Raw genomic sequence first — 20009 nt, 5'->3', positions numbered from 1 at the left:
CGGGACGGGCGGCTCTCGCCCGGCACAGCGCTCAGGGTTACGCTCGGTGCCGTGTTCGTCGAGATCGCGACAAGTCGGCGTGCCGGTGGTCGCGGCTGCTTGGAGGCCCGGATTTGACCGGCAACACGTGGCACTCCGGCGTCAAGAGCAGCCGCCGGGTCGGCGTGCGCCCCACCGGCGTGCTCGCGGGTGCGTTGATCGTCGCGGCGGCCCTGCTCGCCCTCGCCGTCGCCGGCTGGGGCGTCATGGAGCTCAGCATCATCTGGAGCGTCGCCGCGATCCTGGCGCTCATCGGTGTGCTCGTCCTCACGCTGCGTGGCTTCCCCATGTTCGCGATCCTCGCCGCGGTCACCGGCGCCGTCGCCTGGGGCGCGGCCACCCGCACCTGGCTGCCCGGCGGCTGGACCGACTTTCTCGGCATCATCAAGTTCATCGGCGTCAACCTCGGCTTCGACGTGCCGCTCATCGGTGCCTTCCTCGCCGCGCTGATGCTCGACGCGCGCCGGCTGTCCCGCGCCGCCATCGACGAGGCGGTCAGCGGCCGCCGCTGGTGGGGCAAGCCCGACGACCACCTGCCGCGGCTCAAGGAGCTCGAGGTGCTGCCGTCGGCCCGGTTCTTCGCCCTCGGCGAGGGCGGCTGCACCCATCTCGTCGTCGCCGGGCGGCGGGTCGCCCTGTTCCTGCCGACCGTCTGGCCACACGGCGAGTTCTCCATGGACGCCTCCGGCCAGGTCCTGCGCGGCGGCCGCCTCTTCGTCCCCGGCTCCGAGGACGTCGACGGCCTCGCCGCCGAGGTGCACACCTGGCGCGAGCAGCTCGGCAAGGTCGGCGGCGCCGTCCGCGGCTACCTCGTCGTCGCCCCCTCACGCGGCGACGTCAGCGAGGATCTCGTCATCTCCGTCGCCCCCGGCGAGCACCTCCACCTCGTGCACGCCCACGAGATGGTCGAGGCCGCGGGGCGCTGGCTCGCCGCCGAGCCCTACCGGGTCGAGCTCTCCGTCATGGAGCGCCTCCTGGTGATCGCCGCCGGCAACAAGCTGCCCGAGCCGTCGCCCCTGGCCCGCTCCTTCGCCCGTATGACCACCGGCTCGCACCCCACCGTCCCGGCGTCGCCCACCGTCGCGGACGCCGCCTTCGCTGCGGCCGCCGGCACGTCCACCGACGCGGAGCCCGCCTCCCTCCGCGACCGGCTCACCCGGGGCCGCTTCGGCCGCTCCGCCAGTTCGGCCAACCCCACTTCCCCGCCGGCTTCCCGCCGCGGCGACCATGACGAGGACGGCTCGGTGCGCGACCGCTTATCCGACGGCGACGGGTTCTCCTCCCGCCGCGGCGACTACGAGGAGGACGGCTCGGTCCGCAGCCGCTTCGGCCGCTCGTCGGACCTGTCTTCCTCTTCCTCCTCCGATCCTGAGTCGGCCGACCCGGCCAGCGACTCGTGGGAGTCCCGCACCACCCGGGAGCTGGTCGGCTCGTGGGACAGCGAGTCGGCCAACAAGCTGGCCGCGTGGGCGGCGGCGGGCTCCGACCCCCGTGCCGACGAGGACTCTGACGACCACGTGCCGCGTGAGGACTTCGGCAGCCAGCCGGCCGCTGACCGCCGCTGGTCCTCCTCTTCCCCGTCGTTGTCCGACAGCGACGGGGAAGACCGGTTCTCGTGGTCGTCGGACCGGGCCGAGCCGGCCTTGGCGGAGTCGGATGCGCCCAGGGGCGTCGGCCGCCGCCGCGCTCCTGAGGAAGAGCCCTTCCCATCCCGGCCGTCGTCCCCGCCGCCCTCGACCTGGCCCGCCGCGTCGGCCCAGCCGCCGTCCCCCGCCGCGTCGACGCTGCCGCCCGCACCCGAGTTCCGGCCCGCTCCTCCGGCGCCGGAGCCGTCGGCCGACCGGTTCGCGTCGCTGATGTCCGAGTTCGACCAGATCGCCAGCGACCCTGACCGGTTCGGGTTCGCCCTGGACACCCCCGCAGGCCCGGACACCCCGCCCTCGACGTCGCCCAGCAGCTCCACAGACCGTGCCTGGTCCTCGTCCCGTGGTTCGTCGCCGGACCTGACCGATGGCTCATCGGACCGTGCCTGGTCCTCGTCCCGTGAGCCGTCGTCGTCTCGTGGGCCGGCGGCGGAGATCGGTGATTCGTCGGACCGTGGCTGGTCGTCGTCTCGTGGGTCGTCGGACCTGGCCAGTGGCTCGTCGGATCGCAGCTGGTCCTCGTCCCTTGAGTCGGCGGCGGAGCCGGTTGGCTGGTCCTCGTCGCGTGAGTCGGCGGCGGATTCGATCGGTGATTCGTCGGATCGTGGTTGGTCGTCGTCCCGTGGGTCGTCGTCGGATCTGGCTGGTGGCTCGTCGGATCGCGGCTGGTCTTCGTCCCGTGAGCCGTCGTCGGACCTGGCCGGTGGCTCGTCGGACCGTGGTTGGTCGTCGTCTCGTGAGTCGGCGGCGGAGTCGGCTGGCAGGGCTTCGGACCGTGGTTGGTCGTCCGAGCCTGGGCCGGCGTCCGATCTCGGCGGCCGGACGTCGGATCGCGGTGGCTTCTCCGACCTGGACAGTCCGGGCCGGACTCCGGCAGACCCGGCGCGTTTCGGCACGCCGGCGAGTGACCGCCCGGCCCGGCGCCCCGTCGAGCGGCCGGCCGAGCGGCCGGCCGAGCGGCCAGCATGGACCGGCAGTCTGTTCGAGGGCGAGAAGCCCGAGCTCGTCGCCGAGCCCCTTGAGCTCAGCCGCTCCTGGCAGGCCGACGCCGAGGCCCGCTCCCTCCGCCGGCGCGAGCGCCAGCAGCCCTCCGCCACCCACAACTCCGCCGACGACCCCGTGTCCAGCGCTCCGACATCGGGCGTTCCCACCTCCGGCGTCCCGACGTCGGGCGGACCCACCTCCCGCATCCCCACGTCAGGTGCTCCGGCCTTCGGCGGCCCCACGTCGGGTGCTCCGGCCTACGGTCGACCCACGTCAGGCGCTCCGGTCTCCGGTTTCCCGGGGTCGGGCGGCTCGCGGTTCGACGGCTCCGCGTTCGGGAGCTCGTCGGACGGTCCCTCCGGTGCCTGGCCGGTGTCCTCGCCTGCCTCTGCCGGCCCGGCCCCCTCCGCCAGCCCTGTCGAGCGGCCTTCCGTCCCGCCGTCGACGCCGTCCCGGGCGGACGCGTTGCCGGAACCTTCGTGGGGACGTGACTCTTGGTCGCAGGGTTCGTCCGCGGGGCCGGCACTGACGGAGCGATCGTCTTCGGGCTCCTCATGGTCGGACTCCGCGCGGCCGGCGCAGGGCCGTTCCGAGGACTCGTGGTCGGGCTCGTCCTGGTCTGACTCCTCGCAAACGGATCATCTCCGCTCTGATCGGAACTGGTCAGACGCTCCGAGCTCGGATCGTGCTGCTTCGGATGCGGCTGGTTCGGATCGCGCCTGGTCGGAGCCTTCGCGTCTGGAGTCTTCGCGTCCAGAGTCTTCGCGCGCTGATTCTTGGCGGTCGGAGTCTGCGCGGTCGGAGCAGGACCGGTCGGATCGGGCGGGGTCGGACGAGGGGCAGGTGGGGGTTCCGAGGGCTGGGGCTTCGGCAGCCACGTGGTCGGAGCAGGGGCAGACCGGCGTATCGCGAGCGGGTGGACGAGACGACGACCGGGCCGGCGCGCAGCCGGGCACGAGGGCGGCGGGTGCCGCTGAGGACGGCGCTGACTGGTGGGACGCCGAGGCGGCGGCTGGCTCCCGGGCCGGTGTCGACGAGGCGCCGGTGGAGCAGCCTGCCAAGCGGTCGCGGTGGGGGTTCTCGAAGGCGGGGAAGGGCAAGAAAGGCCAAGCTGCTGCGGGCGATGCCCCGGCCAGGCGTCCCGGGTCCGGAGCGCCTGCGGCCGGGAGTGACTGGGCCGCAGGGACGGACGCCGGGCAACGGGCCGGGGCGACCGATCCCTCGACGCCCGCTGGACGGCCTTCCTGGGCGACCGACCCGACGACCGGCTGGGAGAGCGACCCGAGTGGGGAGTTCACGTCCGAGCGACGTGCCGGCTCCGCGTCGCGCACCACCGGCACCGCCCGTCCCGACCACACCGGCGACTGGGCCGCCGGCTTGGACCGCGGAGACAACGGCCGAGGCGGCGACGACTGGGCCAGTGGTTCGGGGCGCGGTGCTGACAACGGCCGGGGCGGCGACGACTGGGCCAGTGGTTCGGGGCGCGGTGCTGACAACGGTCGGGGTGGCGGTGACTGGGCCAGTTCGGACCGCGGCGGTTCGGATCGCGGTGGGGACTGGGCAAGTGGGGCGGACCGCGGCGGGCTGAGTGGGCGCGGTGAGGACCGGGGCGGGCTCGGTGGCCGCAGTGACGACCGGGGTGGGCTCGGTGGGCGCGGTGAAGACCGCGGCGGGCTGAGCGGGCGCGGTGAAGACCGGGGCGGGCGCGGCGAGGACTGGGGCGGGCGCGGCGAGGACCGGGGCGGGCTCGGCGGGCGCGGCGAGGACGTCGAGCGGGCCGGGGACCGTGGCCGGGGGGAGCGGGGTGGGTTTGGCGGGGGTGTGCCGGGGCAGCGGCAGCGCGCGCGGGACATGGTGTTCGACGACGATGTGGCGCCGTTGGAGCTCAACCTCGACGAGGAGCCCAAGAATCCCGACCAGAAGTCACGGCGGTTCCTGCGCCGCGGCAAGTAGCAACGAACGCCGCAAGTAGCGACGAACAACCACACGAGGGGCGGATCCGGGCACCCGAACCGGAGCCGCCCCTCGCGTGTTGTGGGGTCAATGCCAGCCGGGCATCGGGTACGCGGACAGCAGCTCGCGGACCTCGGCGGCGATCGTGTCCAAGGCGTCGTCGTCGGACTTGATGGCGGCGTCGACGGCGCGGGAGATCCAGTCGGCGACCTGGGGCATCTGGGTCTCGGTGAGGCCGCGGGTGGTGAGGGCGGGCGTGCCGATGCGCAGGCCGGAGGGGTCGAAGGGCTTGCGGGTGTCGTACGGGACGGTGTTGTAGTTCGTCTCGATGCCGGCGCGGTCGAGGGCGCGGGCGGCGGGCTTGCCGCCGATGTTCTTGCCGGTGAGGTCGATCAGGATGAGGTGGTTGTCGGTGCCGCCGGAGACCAGGTCGAAGCCGCGCTCCAGCAGGGCGGCGGCGAGGGCGCGGGCGTTGGCGACGATCTGGTGGGCGTAGGTGCGGAACGACGGCTGGGCCGCCTCGCGGAGCGCGACGGCGATGCCCGCGGTCGTGTGGTTGTGCGGGCCGCCCTGCAGGCCGGGGAAGACGGCCTTGTCGATCGCCTTGGCGTACTCCGCGGTGGAGAGCAGCATCGCGCCGCGCGGGCCGCGGAGGGTCTTGTGGGTGGTGGTCGTGATGACGGAGGCGTGGCCGACGGGGGAGGGGTGCGCGCCGCCGGCGATGAGGCCCGCGATGTGCGCGACGTCGGCGACGAGGACCGCGCCGACCTCGCGGGCGATCTCGGCGAAGCGCGGGAAGTCGATGGTGCGGGGGATGGCCGTGCCGCCGGAGAAGATCAGCTTCGGGCGTTCCCGCAGGGCGATGTCGCGGACCTCGTCGAAGTCGATGAGGCCGTCGGACCGGCGGACCGTGTACTGCACGGGGCGGAACCACGCGCCGGTCGCCGAGACGGACCAGCCGTGGGTGAGGTGGCCACCCATCGGCAGGGCCATGCCCATGACGGTGTCGCCGGGGGCGGCCAGGGCCATGTAGACGGCGAGGTTCGCGGGGGAGCCGGAGTAGGGCTGCACGTTGGCGTGCTCGACGCCGAAGACCGACTTGGCGCGGGCGATCGCCAGCTCCTCGATCGGGTCGATGAAGCGCTGGCCCTCGTAGTACCGCTTGCCGGGGTAGCCCTCGGAGTACTTGTTGGTGAGGACGGTGCCGGTCGCTTCGAGGACGGCCTGGGAGACGTAGTTCTCAGAGGCGATCATCCGCAGCGTGTCGTGCTGCCGGGCGGCCTCGCGCTGGATCAGGTCCGCGAGGTCGGGGTCGGCCGAGGTGATCGACGGCAGGGCGGGAACATGCATGGGGCTTCCTCCCATACGGGTGACCGTGGCACCCAGGCGCGCGGTGCCAGCGATGCAGGAAGCTCCCCGGTGGTCGGTTCCACCTTGATGTGCGCCAGTCGCAGTACCACCGATGCTAGTGCACGACCGGGCAGAAACCCCGGGCCGATCCGATCGAACTGGCCCGGGGTGACGACCGTTACGGCACCTTGCGGTAGGCGCCGTCGCTGGCCGCGGTGGCCATCGACGCGTACGCGCGCAGCGCCGCCGAGACGGGTCGCTGCCGGTCCAGCGGCGTGTACGGCCGCTCGCGCTTCTCCTGCGCGACGCGGCGCGCGGTCAGCACGTCCTCGTCGACGATGAGGCTGATCGAGCGGTGCGGGATGTCGATCTCGATCCGGTCGCCGTCCTCGACGAGGGCGATGAGCCCGCCGCCGGCCGCCTCGGGCGAGATGTGACCGATGGAGAGGCCGGAGGTGCCGCCGGAGAAGCGGCCGTCGGTGATGAGCGCGCAGGCGCGCCCCAGGCCCCGCCCCTTCAGGAACGACGTCGGGTAGAGCATCTCCTGCATGCCCGGCCCGCCCTTCGGGCCCTCGTACCGGATGACCACCACGTCACCGGGGACGACCTCCTTGGCGAGGATGCCGTCCACCGCGGACTCCTGCGACTCGAAGACCCGTGCCGTGCCGTGGAAGACGAGGTTCTCCTCGGGCACGCCGGCGGTCTTGACGACGCAGCCGTCGGGGGCGATGTTGCCGAACAGGATCGCGAGGCCGCCGTCGGCGCTGTAGGCGTGCTCCTTGGAGCGGATGCATCCCTCGGCGGCGTCGGTGTCGAGCGTCGCCCAGCGGTTGGACGTGGAGAACGGCTCAACGGTGCGGACCCCGCCGGGCGCGGCGTGGAAGAGCTCGAGCGCGGTTTCGGAAGCGTTCCCGGAACGGATGTCCCATTCGGCCAGCCAGCTGGACAGGTCGGGCGAGTGGACGCTGCGGACCCCATCCCGAAGCAGGCCCGCGCGGTTGAGCTCGCCGAGGATGGCGGGGATGCCGCCGGCGCGGTGGACGTCCTCCATGTGGTACTTGGGGCTGTTGGGCGCGACCTTCGACAGGCACGGCACCCGGCGGGAGATGCCGTCGATGTCGGCGACGCTGAAGTCGACCTCGGCCTCGCGGGCGGCCGCGAGCAGGTGCAGGACGGTGTTGGTGGACCCGCCCATGGCGACATCGAGGGCGACCGCGTTCTCGAACGCCTCGCGGGTGGCGATCGCGCGCGGCAGTACCGACGCGTCATCACCCTCGTAGTACTGCTTGCACAGCTCGACGACGAGCGAGCCGGCCCGCTCGAAGAGGGCCTTGCGGGCGCTGTGGGTGGCGAGGGTGGAGCCGTTGCCGGGCAGGGCGAGGCCGATCGCCTCGGTGAGGCAGTTCATCGAGTTGGCGGTGAACATGCCGGAGCAGGAGCCGCAGGTCGGGCAGGCGGAGCGCTCGATCTGGCCCAGCTGCTCGTCGGTGACCGCCTCGTTGGCGGAGGCGATCATCGCGTCGATGAGGTCGAGCTTGGCGTGCACGACGCCCTCGATCGCGACGGTCTTTCCGGCTTCCATGGGGCCGCCGGAGACGAAGACGGTGGGGATGTTGAGGCGGAGCGCGGCGAGCAGCATGCCGGGCGTGATCTTGTCGCAGTTGGAGATGCACACGAGCGCGTCGGCGCAGTGCGCCTGCACCATGTACTCGACGGCGTCGGCGATGAGCTCGCGGCTGGGCAGCGAGTAGAGCATCCCGCCGTGGCCCATGGCGATGCCGTCGTCGACGGCGATGGTGTTGAACTCCTTGGCGACCCCACCGGCCTCGGCGACCGCGTCCGCGACGATGATCCCGAGGTTGCGCAGGTGGACATGGCCCGGCACGAACTGCGTGAAGCTGTTGGCGATGGCGACGATGGGCTTACCGAAATCTGCGTCGGTCATGCCGGTGGCGCGCCAGAGGGCGCGTGCGCCGGCCATGTTGCGACCAGAAGTGGAGGTTTTGGATCGCAGCTCGGGCATACTTGTGAGTCTGACACGTTCCAGATCGTGGGACCGGTTGACTCGGGCGGTGAGATGCGCAAGAGTGGGGGAATGTCGTCGAGGTCGCTGCGAGTACTTATCATCTAGCGCGCCGACGCCTGCCGTCAGCGCGCTAGCCCCTCGTGCATCGCACGGAGGGGTTTTTTCATGTCCAAGCCAGTCCTAGCCGCGACCAAGACACCATTCGAGCGAAAGTGCGAAATGCGATGACGAGACCCACGCCTGAAGTCCTCGCCCACCGAGCGCACCCGGCCGCACCCGCCGCTCCGGCGACGCCGCCGGGCTCCACCGCGCCGGCCGCCGCCGACCGGTCGGACAAGACGGCCGTAGAGAAGAAGCCGGAGCTTCTGACCGGCGCTCAGGTGCTGGTGCGGTCGCTCGAGGCGCTCGGCGCGGACGTCGTCTTCGGCATTCCCGGCGGCGCGATCCTCCCCGCGTACGACCCGCTGTTCGACTCCGAGTCCGTCCGGCACATCCTGGTCCGCCACGAGCAGGGCGCCGGGCACGCCGCGACCGGCTACGCGCAGGCCACCGGCAAGGTCGGCGTCTGCATGGCGACGTCCGGCCCGGGCGCGACCAACCTGGTCACGCCGATCGCCGACGCATACATGGACTCCGTCGCGATGGTCGCGATCACCGGCCAGGTCGCCTCGGCCTCCATCGGCACCGACGCGTTCCAGGAAGCCGACATCGCCGGGATCACGCTGCCGATCACCAAGCACAACTACCTGGTCAAGACCGGGGAGGAGCTGCCGCGGATCCTGGCCGAGGCGTTCCACCTGGCCTCGACCGGCCGCCCCGGCCCGGTCCTCGTCGACATCCCCAAGGACGTGCTGGTCAAGCAGACGACGTTCAAGTGGCCGCCGACGCTGGACCTGCCCGGCTACCACCCGACGCTCCACCCGCACGGCAAGCAGATCCGCGAGGCGGCCCGGCTCATCGCCGCCGCGAAGCGGCCCGTGCTCTACGTCGGCGGCGGCGTCATCAAGGCGCACGCGTCGGAGGTGCTGCGCAAGCTCGCCGAGCTGACCGGCGCGCCGGTCGTCACGACGCTGATGGCCCGCGGCGCGTTCCCCGACTCGCACCCGCAGCACCTGGGCATGCCCGGCATGCACGGCAGCGTCGGCGCCGTCTACGCGCTGCAGAAGGCCGACCTGCTGATCACCCTCGGCGCCCGTTTCGACGACCGGGTCACCGGCGACCTGAGCACGTTCGCGCCGAACGCGCTGATCATCCACGCCGACATCGACCCCGCCGAGATCGGCAAGAACCGGGTGGCGGACGTGCCGATCGTCGGCGACGCCAAGCACGTCATCGAGGAGCTGATCGGCGCCGTCACCGCCGAGCACACCGCGGGGCACAAGGTCGCGCTCACCGACTGGTGGGCGACGCTGGACGACATCCGCGGCCGGTACCCCCTCGGATACGAGGAGCCGTCCGACGGCACCCTTGCCCCGCAGTACGTCATCGAACGCATCGGCGCGATCGTCGGTCCCGAGGCGATCTACACCGCCGGGGTCGGCCAGCACCAGATGTGGGCCGCGCAGTTCGTGAAGTACGAGCACCCGGCGACCTGGCTCAACTCCGGCGGTCTCGGCACGATGGGCTACGCGGTGCCCGCCGCGATGGGCGCCAAGGTCGGCCGGCCCGACAAGGTCGTCTGGGCGATCGACGGCGACGGCTGCTTCCAGATGACCAACCAGGAGCTCGCCACCTGCGCCCTGGAAGGCATCCCGATCAAGGTCGCCGTCATCAACAACGGCAACCTGGGCATGGTCCGGCAGTGGCAGACGCTCTTCTACGACCAGCGGTACTCCAACACCGAGCTGGGCACCCACAAGCACCGCATCCCCGACTTCGTGAAGCTCGCCGACGCGCTCGGCTGCGTCGGCCTGCGCTGCGAGAGCAAGCAGGACGTCGACGCCACGATCGAGGCGGCGATGAAGGTCACCGACCAGCCGGTCGTCATCGACTTCGTCGTCGGCAAGGACGCCATGGTGTGGCCGATGGTCGCCGCCGGCACCAGCAACGACGAGATCATGTTCGCCCGCGGGGTCGCGCCCAAGTTCGATAAGGACGACGTCTGAGATGACCACCCACACCCTGTCAGTCCTGGTGGAGAACAAGCCGGGCATCCTCGCGAGGGTCGCCGGCCTGTTCGCCCGCCGTGGCTTCAACATCGACTCCCTCGCGGTCGGTGAGACCGAGCACCCCGAGGTCTCCCGGATGACGATCGTCGTCAACGCCGAGGACAGCCCGCTCGAGCAGGTGACCAAGCAGCTCAACAAGCTGGTGCAGGTCCTGAAGATCGTCGAGCTCGACGGCAACGCCAGCGTCCAGCGCGAGCTGCTGCTGGTGAAGGTGCGCGCCGAGCGGCCGGTCCGCTCTCAGGTCCTGGAGACGGTGAACCTGTTCCGGGCCCGCGTGGTCGACGTCTCGCCGGACGCCCTCACGATCGAGGCCACCGGCACGTCGGAAAAACTGGACGCACTGCTCCGGGACCTGGAGCCGTTCGGTATCAAGGAAATGGTCCAGTCCGGCGTCGTGGCCATCGGCCGTGGCTCCCGCTCCATCACCACGGGCCCGGCGCTGCGCGCCGCGTCCTGACAAATGTTGAAAGGAAACACAATGTCCGCCGAGGTGTTCTACGACGACGACGCCGACCTGTCGTTGATCCAGGGCCGCAAGGTCGCGGTCCTCGGTTACGGCAGCCAGGGCCACGCCCACGCGCTGTCCCTGCGTGACTCCGGTGTCGACGTCCGCGTCGGCCTTCCGGAGGGTTCCAAGAGCCGGGCGAAGGCGGAGGAGCAGGGCCTGCGGGTCCTCTCGCCGGCCGAGGCCTCCGCCGAGGCGGACGTCATCATGATCCTGGCGCCCGACACCGCGCAGCGCTCCCTCTACACCGAGTCGGTCGAGCCGCACCTGACCGCCGGCAAGGCGCTGTTCTTCGGTCACGGTCTCAACATCCGGTACGGGTTCATCACGCCCCCCGCCGACGTCGATGTCGCGATGGTCGCCCCGAAGGGCCCGGGCCACCTGGTCCGTCGCCAGTTCGTGGACGGCAAGGGCGTGCCGTGCCTCGTCGCGGTCGAGCAGGACGCGACCGGCAACGCGTTCGCCCTCGCCCTCGCGTACGCGGCCGGCATCGGCGGCACCCGCGCCGGCGCCATCAAGACCACGTTCAAGGAGGAGACCGAGACCGACCTGTTCGGCGAGCAGGCGGTCCTCTGCGGCGGCGCCTCGGCGCTCGTCCAGACCGGTTTCGAGGTGCTCACCGAGGCGGGCTACGCCCCGGAGATCGCCTACTTCGAGTGCCTCCACGAGCTCAAGCTGATCGTGGACCTCATGTACGAGGGCGGCATCGCCCGGATGCGTTACAGCGTGTCCGACACCGCCGAGTACGGCGACTACTCCCGCGGCCCGCGCGTCGTCGACGCCCGGACCAAGGAGGAGATGAAGAAGATCCTCGCCGAGATCCAGTCGGGCGAGTTCGCCCGCGAGTGGATCGCCGAGGACGACGCCGGCCGCCCCAACTTCACCAAGCTCCGCGAGCAGGGTGCGGCGCACCCGATCGAGGAGACCGGCCAGAAGCTGCGCTCGATGATGAGCTGGGTCGACCGGCCCATCACCGAGACGGCCTGACATCTGAGAAGGGGGGCCTCGGCCCCCCTTCTTCGTTACGCGCGCGCCGCGTTCGCGTGGATCGCGTCCCGGATGAACTGCGCCAGGCCCGGGTGGTCCGTGTCGTAGTTCGCCGTGAAGCGCGGGTCCGCGACGTACATGTCGCCGAGGCCGCGGTGGAGCTCGCTGCCGCAGTCGTAGAACCAGCGGCTGATGTGCTGCCGGTGCGCCTCGGCCAGATCCATCGCCGGCTCCCCCTGCGCCGGCTCGCCGTCGACGAACGCCCTGGTGAACGCCGCCGTGTTCGCGGCCGCCTCGGCCTTGATGCGTTCCCAGTCCTGCGGCGTGTACTTCGCGGTCCGCTCCGCCGACTGCCGGTAGGCCTCGGTCTGGCCCCACCGCTGCTCGGCCTCTTCCGCGTAGGGATTCTCCATCTTCGTCTCCTTTGCTGCGTCGGTACGACCAGCGTCAGGTCTCCAGTGGCGGGAGAGTCAAGCGGGCCCTTCGGGTGCGTCAGGGGTTCAGAAGGGGCAGGTCGGGTCGCTGCCGGCCGGTCACCCGAACGGGCAGCTGTGATCGCGCTCACGTCCGCGCGGGGACGGGCGGTCGCGGCCCCGGGCCTACCATCGGCGGAAGAGGCCGCCCCGCCCGGTCCCGTCGCCGTTCCAAGTGCGTGGCGTGCAGTGCCGCGCGCCTCGCATCGACGCCAGCCGAAGCCCGAGAGTCGAGGTCCGTATGACCCTCCCTCCTGAACGCCCGGTGGTGCTGATCGCCGAGGAGCTCGCTCCTTCCGCCCTAGAGGTGCTCGCCGACGACTACGAGGTCCGTCACATCGACGGCACCGACCGTCCGGCGCTGCTCAAGTCACTCGCCGACGCCAGCGCGATCATCGTGCGCAGCGCCACCCAGGTCGACGCCGAGGCCGTCGCCGCCGCACCGAGGCTCAAGGTCGTCGCCCGTGCCGGCGTCGGCCTCGACAACGTCGACGTCCCCGCCGCCACCGCCCGCGGCGTCATGGTCGTCAACGCGCCGACGTCCAACATCGTCTCCGCCGCCGAGCAGGCCGTCGCGCTGCTGCTCGCCGTCGCCCGCAACACCGCCGCCGCCTCCGCCGCGCTGAAGGCGGGGGAGTGGAAGCGGTCCAAGTACACCGGCGTCGAGCTGTCCGGCAAGGTCGTCGGCGTCGTCGGCCTCGGCCGCATCGGCGTGCTGTTCGCCCAGCGGATGGCGGCGTTCGGGGTCCGGCTCGTCGCGTACGACCCCTACATCCAGCCGGCCCGTGCGGCCGCCCTCGGCGTGCGCCTGCTCGGCCTCGACGAGCTGCTGCGCGAGAGCGACTTCATCTCGATCCACCTGCCGAAGACCCCGGAGACCGTCGGCCTCATCGGCGTCCGTGAGCTGGGCATCGTCAAGCCGGGTGTGAGGATCATCAACGCGGCCCGCGGCGGCCTCGTCGACGAGCAGGCGCTCGCCGACGCGATCGCCGACGGCCGGGTCGCCGGCGCCGGCATCGACGTCTTCGCCAAGGAGCCATGCGTCGCTTCGCCACTGTTCGTGTTCGACAACGTGGTCGCCACCCCGCACCTGGGCGCGTCGACGGTCGAGGCGCAGGACAAGGCCGGGCTGGCCGTCGCCCGCAGCGTCAAGCTGGCGCTCGACGGCGAGTTCGTCCCCGACGCGGTCAACGTCCAGGTCGGCGGCGTCGTCGCCGAGGAGGTGCGGCCGCTGCTGCCGCTCGCGGAGAAGCTCGGCCGGGCCTTCACCGCGGTCGCCGGCGGGATCGCCTCGGCCGTCACCGTCGAGGTGCACGGCGAGGTGGCACATCACGACGTGTCGGTGCTGAAGCTCGCCGCGACGAAAGGCCTGTTCAGCAGCGTCGTCGCAGAGCAGGTCACCTATGTGAACGCACCGCATCTGGCGGCCGATCGGGGGGTCGAGGTGGCCCTCGCGGTGTTCACCGAGTCCGCCGATCAGACCAACCTGGTGACCGTGCGCGGTGTACTGCCCGACGGCAGGGTAGCCTCCGTGTCCGGCACGTATGTCGCGGGACCGCGAGAGGCCCTGAAGCTGACGGAGATCGACGGCTTCAGCCTCGAGCTCGCCGCGGAGGGCGTGCTGCTGTTCTTCCGATATGCCGACCGCCCCGGCGTCGTCGGATTGGTGGGGTCGATACTGGGGACTGCGGGGGTCAACATCGCGGCGATGCAGGTCGCCCGGCGCGAAGCCGGCGGCGAGGCGCTGATGACGCTGACCGTCGACCAGTCCGTGCACGCGGACCTGCTCAACGAGGCCCAGCAGGCCATCGGCGCCACGGCGGCGAGCACGGTCGACCTGTCGGGCGAGTAAGACGTTCCTCCTAGGGGGCGGGGAGAGTGGCGGCTCTCCCTGCCCCCGTCTTATTTTCATCCGCTGTCCATTGTTTGAGATGCGCGTCCACGCTCTAGGACAAGCGCGTACCGTGGGCAGGTCCGAGGAAAGGGGCACAGTGGTGGCGAAGATCGCGGTCGTGGCCGGGGACGGCATCGGGACCGAAGTGGTGGCGCAGGCGCTCAAGGTCCTGCGGGTCATCCTTCCGGACGTCGAGACGACCGACTATGACCTCGGCGCCGCCCGCTACCACCGCACCGGCGAGGTGCTGCCCGACAGCGTCCTGGAGGAGCTGCGCGGCCACGACGCCATCCTGCTCGGCGCCGTCGGCGACCCGACCGTCCCGCCGGGCGTGCTGGAGCGCGGCCTGCTGCTGAAGCTGCGGTTCGACTTCGACCAGTACGTGAACCTGCGCCCGTCGCGCCTGTGGCCCGGCACCACCAGCCCGCTCGCCGGCGTGAAGCCCGGCGAGATCGACCTCGTGGTCGTCCGCGAGGGCACCGAGGGCCTGTACGTCGGGGCCGGCGGCAACCTGCACCCGGGCACGCCCGCCGAGGTCGCCACCGAGGAGAGCCTCAACACCCGCCACGGCGTCGAGCGGGTCATCCGCGACGCGTTCGCCCGGGCCGCGAAGCGTGAGCGGCGCAAGGTGACCCTGGTGCACAAGACCAACGTGCTCACCCACGCCGGCGGCCTGTGGGCCCGCACGTTCAACGCGGTGAAGGCCGAGTTCCCGGACATCGAGACCGAGTACCAGCACGTCGACGCCGCCGCCATGTTCCTGGTGAGCAACCCGCAGCGCTACGACGTCGTCGTCACCGACAACCTCTTCGGCGACATCCTCACCGACATCGCGGCCGCCGTCACGGGCGGTATCGGCCTCGCGGCCAGCGGCTCGATCAACCCCGAGCGCGCCTTCCCGTCGATGTTCGAGCCGGTCCACGGCTCCGCGCCGGACATCGCCGGCAAGGGCATCGCCGACCCGTCCGCCGCCGTGCTGTCCACGGCGCTGCTGCTGGACCACCTCGGCCACCCCGACGCGGCCGCCAAGGTCACGTCCGCGGTCGGCGCCGAGGTCGCCGCCCGGACGCCCGGCTCGGCGCTGTCCACGGACGCGATCGGCGACCGGCTGGCCGCCGCGGTCGCCTGACCCTCCGTGCAGTTGAACGACCGTTCGGGGTAAGTTGCAGACACGACGCGCAACTGGAGGCACGCCATGAACGGCGGGGAAACGCTCGACTTCGAGATCCGTCCCAACCCGGCGCCGGTCAGCGCCGCGGAGCGGTCCGCGCTGCTCACCAACCCCGGCTTCGGGCGGATCTTCACCGACCACATGGTCACGGTGCGCTATGCCGAGGGCAAGGGCTGGTATGACGCCCGCGTCGAGGCCCGCGCGCCGATCCCCATGGACCCGGCGACTGCCGTCCTGCACTACGCGCAGGAGATCTTCGAGGGGCTGAAGGCCTACCGCGCGGCCGACGGCGGCGTCACGCTCTTCCGCCCCGACGCCAACGCCGACCGCTTCCAGCAGTCGGCGGCCCGCATGGCCATGGCGCCCGTGCCGCAGCAGCTGTTCCTGGACGCGCTCAGCGAGCTGATCCGGGTCGACCGCGACTGGGTCCCCTCCGACCCCGAGGGCAGCCTCTACCTGCGTCCGTTCCAGTACGCGAGCGAGGTCTTCCTCGGCGTCAAGCCCTCCTCCGAGTACCTGTTCCTGGTCATCGCCTCCCCGGTCGGCAGCTACTTCAAGGGCGGCGTCAAGCCCGTCAGCGTCTGGGTCTCCCGCGACTACACGCGCGCCGCCCCGGGCGGCACCGGCGCGGCCAAGTGCGGCGGCAACTACGCCGCCAGCCTCGTCGCCCAGGCGGAGGCCATCGAGCACGGCTGCGACCAGGTCGTCTTCCTCGACGCCGTCGAGCAGCACTACGTCGACGAGCTCGGCGGCATGAACGTCTTCTATGTCTTCGACGACGGCAGCCTGCTCACGCCGCCGCTGACCGGCACGATCCTGCCGGGCATCACCCGCGAGTCCGTGCTGCGGCTCGCCGCCGACCAGGGCATGACCGTCCGCGAGGAGCCGTACTCGTACGAGCAGTGGCAGGCCGACGCGCGCAGCGGCCGCCTGCGGGAGGCCTTCGCCTGCGGGACCGCCGCCGTCATCACCCCGATCGGCGTCGTGCGTGACCGCGACGGCGAGTTCACGATCGCCGACGGCACCGCGGGCAAGGTCACGATGGACCTGCGGGAGAGCCTGGTCGGCATCCAGCGCGGCACCGCCGCGGACCCGCACGGCTGGGTGCACCGCGTCCTGTAGCACCCGCGTGTTACGGGCGTTCGTACTGTCGGGCTTCTGTCAGGCGCTCTTGGGCTTGCCGGCCGAGCTTCGTCACGCTGACCAGCGGCCCAGGTTGGACGTCCGCCCGTAGCTGGGGCGGACTCCGCGTGGGGTCGGCCGCTCGTACGCCAGCAGCAACGCCTCCTCGGCGAGCTGCGCGTCCGGGCACGGCCAGAACGCCTTGCATTCGCAGAAGTTGTCGGTCCGCGGCTTGTGCGCGTCGTGCAGCGCCCGCGCGACGCGCCACAGCATCGGATCAGCGCAGCCGAACGGAGGCTCGAGCGGCGGCTCACCCCCCGCCTCGCCACCGGACCCCGGCGGAACACCCTCGTCGATCATTTTCTGTCGCCCCCAGGCTCCATGTCCCACCGCCGCCGGCCCGCGTTCCGGCGACTGCTGCCGAAACGGTAACCGCCGATCCCGCCCCGGCGCAGACACGCTGTGCGCAACTTGCACGACCGGGCGACACCGTCCCCTTGCGCTACCGGGTCCGACCAGGACAAACACCCCACGGCCCGACCAAAACCCCACCCGAACCGGCAGCCCACAACAACCCGAAAAGTGTCATACCTCGGCGATAGGTTCGATGCCATCGGGGGCGCTCTTACGGGAGGCGGTGGTTGCTGTCCGCGTGCGGGTTCGCCGAAGTGCCGTGGCTGGGGTGCTGTTCTCCGGTCGCCGTCCTCGGATGGTTCAGCGCCGTCGTGGTTCGCAACCAGCGCCGTCCCACTCTGATTGCCGACTCGCGCGTGCGGTCTTGGTAGCCCGCGGGGCGGCCGTGGTCGCCGTGGTCGAAGTCGCGTGGTGGTTGTCCGGGTGGCCAGGGTCGTCCTTCGATCATGGTGATGATCGGCTCTCGTAGTCACCGTCCGTGCCGTGGTCGCGGTGATGTTCCCCGGTCGCCGTCCTCACATGGTCCAGCGCCGTCGAGGGCGTCATTCGGTGCTTCCACACTGTCGCCGGCTTTCGCAACCCACCCACATCACACCGACCGCCGACGCCGCCGCGCCCGCCGCCGCCGGGCCCGCCGTCGTTGATGCGCGATCAGCGTGGTCGCCGGAGGTGTGTGGCTGGTTGCCTTGGGGCGAACCTGGGCGGAACGCAGAGTACGGGTGCCGGAGCCGCCACTCCGACACCCGTACAAGAGGAAAGCCCCTAGACGGAAGCTGCCTCTGCATCGAGGGTCACGGCCAACGCGTGAACTACCGCGGCGACGCGCAGACCCTCGTCGACCACTTCGCGGGACACCCCTGCACCGCGAAGTGATCTTTCGTGCGATTCCAGGCACACCCCGCACCCGGTGATCGCGGATACTGCTATGGACCACAGCTCGGTGTCGACCGTGCCGACGCCGGGCCAGGTGGTCACCTGGCGGCGCAACCGCGCCGGCAGGTGCTGGTACGCCTCGTCACCGATCAGGTGCTTGGCGCGGAAATATACGTTGTGGACGGCCATGCGCGCGGCGACCGCCTTGGCTGCTTCAACAGCCTCAGGCTTCAGATGATTCCCGGCCTCGGCGACGATCGAGCGGAACACGAAGGCGCTCCGTGTGGTCATCGCGCAGGAGAGCGCGGTGCCCCACAGCTGCTGCTTGGTGAGCAGCGTGCCGGCGAGGGCGGCGTCGAGGTTCAGCTCGACGTCCTTCGCATACGACGGCAGCGCGGCCTTCAGTGCCTCGATCGACATCAGACCGACGGCCTACCCGGACGGGCCTCACCAACGGTGAGCACGGGAACCTCCTTGGTGCGTTCGCTTGACTGGTTCCAACCTTGACCGACGCTCGTTACGGGGACATGACGAACAGGGTGAATCGTGAAGCAGATCACCTGGGTTCTCAGAATTCGGAATCACATGCCACGGATCGCGCGGTCGTGGCAAGCTACCCAACGTGACTCGGCTCATTATTGGCCCTTAGCGCGACCAGCATCCCCTCGCTGGCCGCGCAGACCTCTCGCATTCGCGAGGGGTCTTTTTGTTGGTCCACCCGCCGGTAGCCGCCAGGGCCGCCCAGGGCCGCCCAGAAGCCAGATCCCCAAGCCCAAAGCCAGGAGAAGACCATGCAGGTGTACGACACCACGCTGCGCGACGGGGCCCAGCGCGAGGCGATCAGCTACTCAGTCGTCGACAAGCTGGCGGTCGCCCGGCTGCTCGACGAGTTCGGCGTCGGGTTCATCGAGGGCGGCTGGCCGGGAGCGATGCCGAAGGACACGGAGTTCTTCCGGAGAGCCAGGACCGAGCTGGACCTCAAGCACGCGGTGTTCGTCGCGTTCGGGGCCACCCGCAAGGCCGGCGTCCGGGTGCAGGACGACCAGCAGGTGCGGGCGCTGCTCGACGCGGAGACGCCGGCCGTGACCCTGGTCGCCAAGTCCGACCTGCGGCACGTGGAGCGGGCCCTGCGCACCACGGCGGAAGAGAACCTGGCGATGGTCCACGACACCGTCGCGTACCTGGTGGCCGAGGGGCGGCGGGTGTTCCTGGACCTGGAGCACTTCTTCGACGGGTACACCTTCGACCCGGAGTACACCGCGAAGGTCGCCGCGACCGCGCTCGCCGCCGGCGCGGAGAAGGCGGTCATGTGCGACACGAACGGCGGGATGCTGCCGTCGCTGATCACCAGGGCGATCGGCGAGGTCAAGGGCAGGCTCTCGGTCGCGCTCGGGATCTCCGAGGCCGAGGCGGTCGACCGGCTCGGCATCCACTGCCAGAACGACACCTCGTGCGCGGTCGCCAACACGGTCGCCGCCGTCGAGGCGGGCGTCCCGCACTTCCAGTGCACCGCGAACGGCTACGGCGAGCGGCCCGGCAACGCCGACCTCTTCGCCGTCGTCGGCAACCTCCAGCTGAAGCTCGGCATGCCGGTCCTACCGGACGGGTGCGTCGAGCAGATGGTGCGCGTCTCGCACGCCATCGCAGAGATCGCAAACATCGCACCCGACACCCACCAGGCTTATGTCGGGTCGTCAGCGTTCGCTCACAAGGCGGGCCTGCACGCGAGCGCGATCAAAGTGGATCCCGTGCTCTACAACCACATCGACCCGGTCGTCGTGGGCAATGACATGCGGATCCTTGTCACCGAGATGGCCGGACGGGCCAGCATCGAGCTCAAGGCACGCGAGCTCGGCGTCGACCTGTCCGGTCATCCGGAGGCGCTGTCGCGGGTCACGACCCGCGTGAAGGACCTGGAGGCGCGGGGCTGGTCGTTCGAGGCCGCCGACGCGTCGTTCGAGCTGCTGGCCCGCGCCGAGCTCGCCGACGGTGCGGTGCCGAAGCCGTTCGCGCTGGAGTCGTACCGCGTCATCGTCGAGCACCGCGAGGACGGCGCCGTGGTGTCGGAGGCGACGGTGAAGGTCCGCGTCCGGGGTGAGCGGATCATCGCGACGGCGGAGGGCAACGGCCCGGTCAACGCCCTCGACGAGGCGCTGCGGGTGGCGCTGACCCGGCACTACCCCGAGCTGTCGCGCTTCGAGCTGGCCGACTACAAGGTCCGCATCCTCGAGGGCAGCCACGGCACGGGTGCCGTCACGCGGGTGCTGGTCGAGACGCGCTCGACGGGGGAGGACTGGACGACCGTCGGCGTCCACGAGAACGTCGTGGAGGCGAGCTGGACCGCGCTGGTCGACGCCCTGAGCTACGGCCTGTCCCGCCAGGTGCGGGTGTAGCTGACCCGAAGGGT

The 20009-nt window shown here is 71.1% G+C and carries 13 protein-coding genes and 1 riboswitch; of the genes, 8 read left to right on the top strand and 5 right to left on the bottom strand.

What is annotated here, in order from left to right:
• The first annotated feature begins 113 nt into the window (after positions 1-113).
• The gene (locus ACQEVZ_RS19085) at positions 114-4619 is read left to right on the top strand and encodes a hypothetical protein (protein WP_433368230.1); all 4506 of its coding nucleotides are present in this window, start codon (positions 114-116) and stop codon (positions 4617-4619) included.
• 87 nt (positions 4620-4706) lie between these two features.
• On the opposite strand, the gene glyA is transcribed toward ACQEVZ_RS19085, so the two are convergent.
• On the bottom strand, positions 4707-5969 hold the full coding sequence (gene glyA / locus ACQEVZ_RS19080; RefSeq protein ID WP_344508126.1) for a serine hydroxymethyltransferase: 1263 nt from the start codon (positions 5967-5969) through the stop codon (positions 4707-4709).
• Positions 5970-5992: 23 nt separating this feature from the next.
• Positions 5993-6081: riboswitch (ZMP/ZTP riboswitch) on the bottom strand.
• Positions 6082-6147: 66 nt separating this feature from the next.
• Positions 6148-7992 (bottom strand): dihydroxy-acid dehydratase, encoded by a 1845-nt coding sequence (gene ilvD, locus ACQEVZ_RS19075; RefSeq protein ID WP_433368226.1) that lies wholly within the window; start codon positions 7990-7992, stop codon positions 6148-6150.
• Between the two features lie 227 nt (positions 7993-8219).
• On the opposite strand from ilvD, the gene ACQEVZ_RS19070 reads away from it, so the two are divergent.
• The 3 genes from ACQEVZ_RS19070 to ilvC are packed head-to-tail and all read left to right on the top strand — an operon-like array spanning position 8220 to position 11655.
• A complete protein-coding gene (locus ACQEVZ_RS19070; protein ID WP_344508122.1) occupies positions 8220-10100 on the top strand; it encodes an acetolactate synthase large subunit in 1881 nt (626 codons plus the stop codon).
• A 1-nt stretch (position 10101) separates the two neighbouring features.
• Positions 10102-10620 carry an acetolactate synthase small subunit gene (gene ilvN / locus ACQEVZ_RS19065; RefSeq protein ID WP_344508120.1) on the top strand — a complete coding sequence of 173 codons (519 nt, stop codon included), beginning with the start codon at positions 10102-10104 and terminating at the stop codon, positions 10618-10620.
• Positions 10621-10641: 21 nt separating this feature from the next.
• Complete coding sequence (gene ilvC / locus ACQEVZ_RS19060; protein ID WP_344508119.1) at positions 10642-11655, top strand: ketol-acid reductoisomerase; 1014 nt, start codon at positions 10642-10644, stop codon at positions 11653-11655.
• 35 nt (positions 11656-11690) lie between these two features.
• Here ilvC and ACQEVZ_RS19055 read toward each other — a convergent pair whose 3' ends face one another.
• Positions 11691-12068, bottom strand: coding sequence for a TipAS antibiotic-recognition domain-containing protein (locus tag ACQEVZ_RS19055; RefSeq protein WP_344508117.1), 378 nt, complete (start codon positions 12066-12068; stop codon positions 11691-11693).
• Positions 12069-12369: 301 nt separating this feature from the next.
• On the opposite strand from ACQEVZ_RS19055, the gene serA reads away from it, so the two are divergent.
• From serA to ACQEVZ_RS19040, 3 genes are all read left to right on the top strand, one after another.
• Entirely contained in the window at positions 12370-13980 is a 1611-nt protein-coding gene (gene serA, locus ACQEVZ_RS19050) for a phosphoglycerate dehydrogenase (protein ID WP_433368220.1), read from the top strand.
• Between the two features lie 142 nt (positions 13981-14122).
• On the top strand, positions 14123-15151 hold the full coding sequence (locus tag ACQEVZ_RS19045) for a 3-isopropylmalate dehydrogenase (RefSeq protein WP_344508113.1): 1029 nt from the start codon (positions 14123-14125) through the stop codon (positions 15149-15151).
• A 66-nt stretch (positions 15152-15217) separates the two neighbouring features.
• The gene (locus ACQEVZ_RS19040; protein ID WP_344508111.1) at positions 15218-16315 is read left to right on the top strand and encodes a branched-chain amino acid aminotransferase; all 1098 of its coding nucleotides are present in this window, start codon (positions 15218-15220) and stop codon (positions 16313-16315) included.
• Positions 16316-16387: 72 nt separating this feature from the next.
• On the opposite strand, the gene ACQEVZ_RS19035 is transcribed toward ACQEVZ_RS19040, so the two are convergent.
• Positions 16388-16588, bottom strand: coding sequence for a hypothetical protein (locus tag ACQEVZ_RS19035; protein WP_344508109.1), 201 nt, complete (start codon positions 16586-16588; stop codon positions 16388-16390).
• Positions 16589-17491: 903 nt separating this feature from the next.
• Positions 17492-18022, bottom strand: a complete 531-nt coding sequence (locus tag ACQEVZ_RS19030; RefSeq protein ID WP_433368215.1) for a carboxymuconolactone decarboxylase family protein — start codon at positions 18020-18022, stop codon at positions 17492-17494.
• A 371-nt stretch (positions 18023-18393) separates the two neighbouring features.
• Here ACQEVZ_RS19030 and cimA point away from each other — a divergent pair, with 371 nt between their 5' ends.
• Complete coding sequence (gene cimA, locus ACQEVZ_RS19025; protein WP_344508105.1) at positions 18394-19995, top strand: citramalate synthase; 1602 nt, start codon at positions 18394-18396, stop codon at positions 19993-19995.
• Positions 19996-20009: the final 14 nt, after the last annotated feature.

Origin of the sequence: Dactylosporangium sp. CA-152071 (assembly GCF_050936335.1) — a bacterium.
In the GTDB taxonomy this organism is placed as follows: domain Bacteria; phylum Actinomycetota; class Actinomycetes; order Mycobacteriales; family Micromonosporaceae; genus Dactylosporangium; species Dactylosporangium maewongense.
This window is presented reverse-complemented; position numbering and strand designations above follow the sequence as displayed.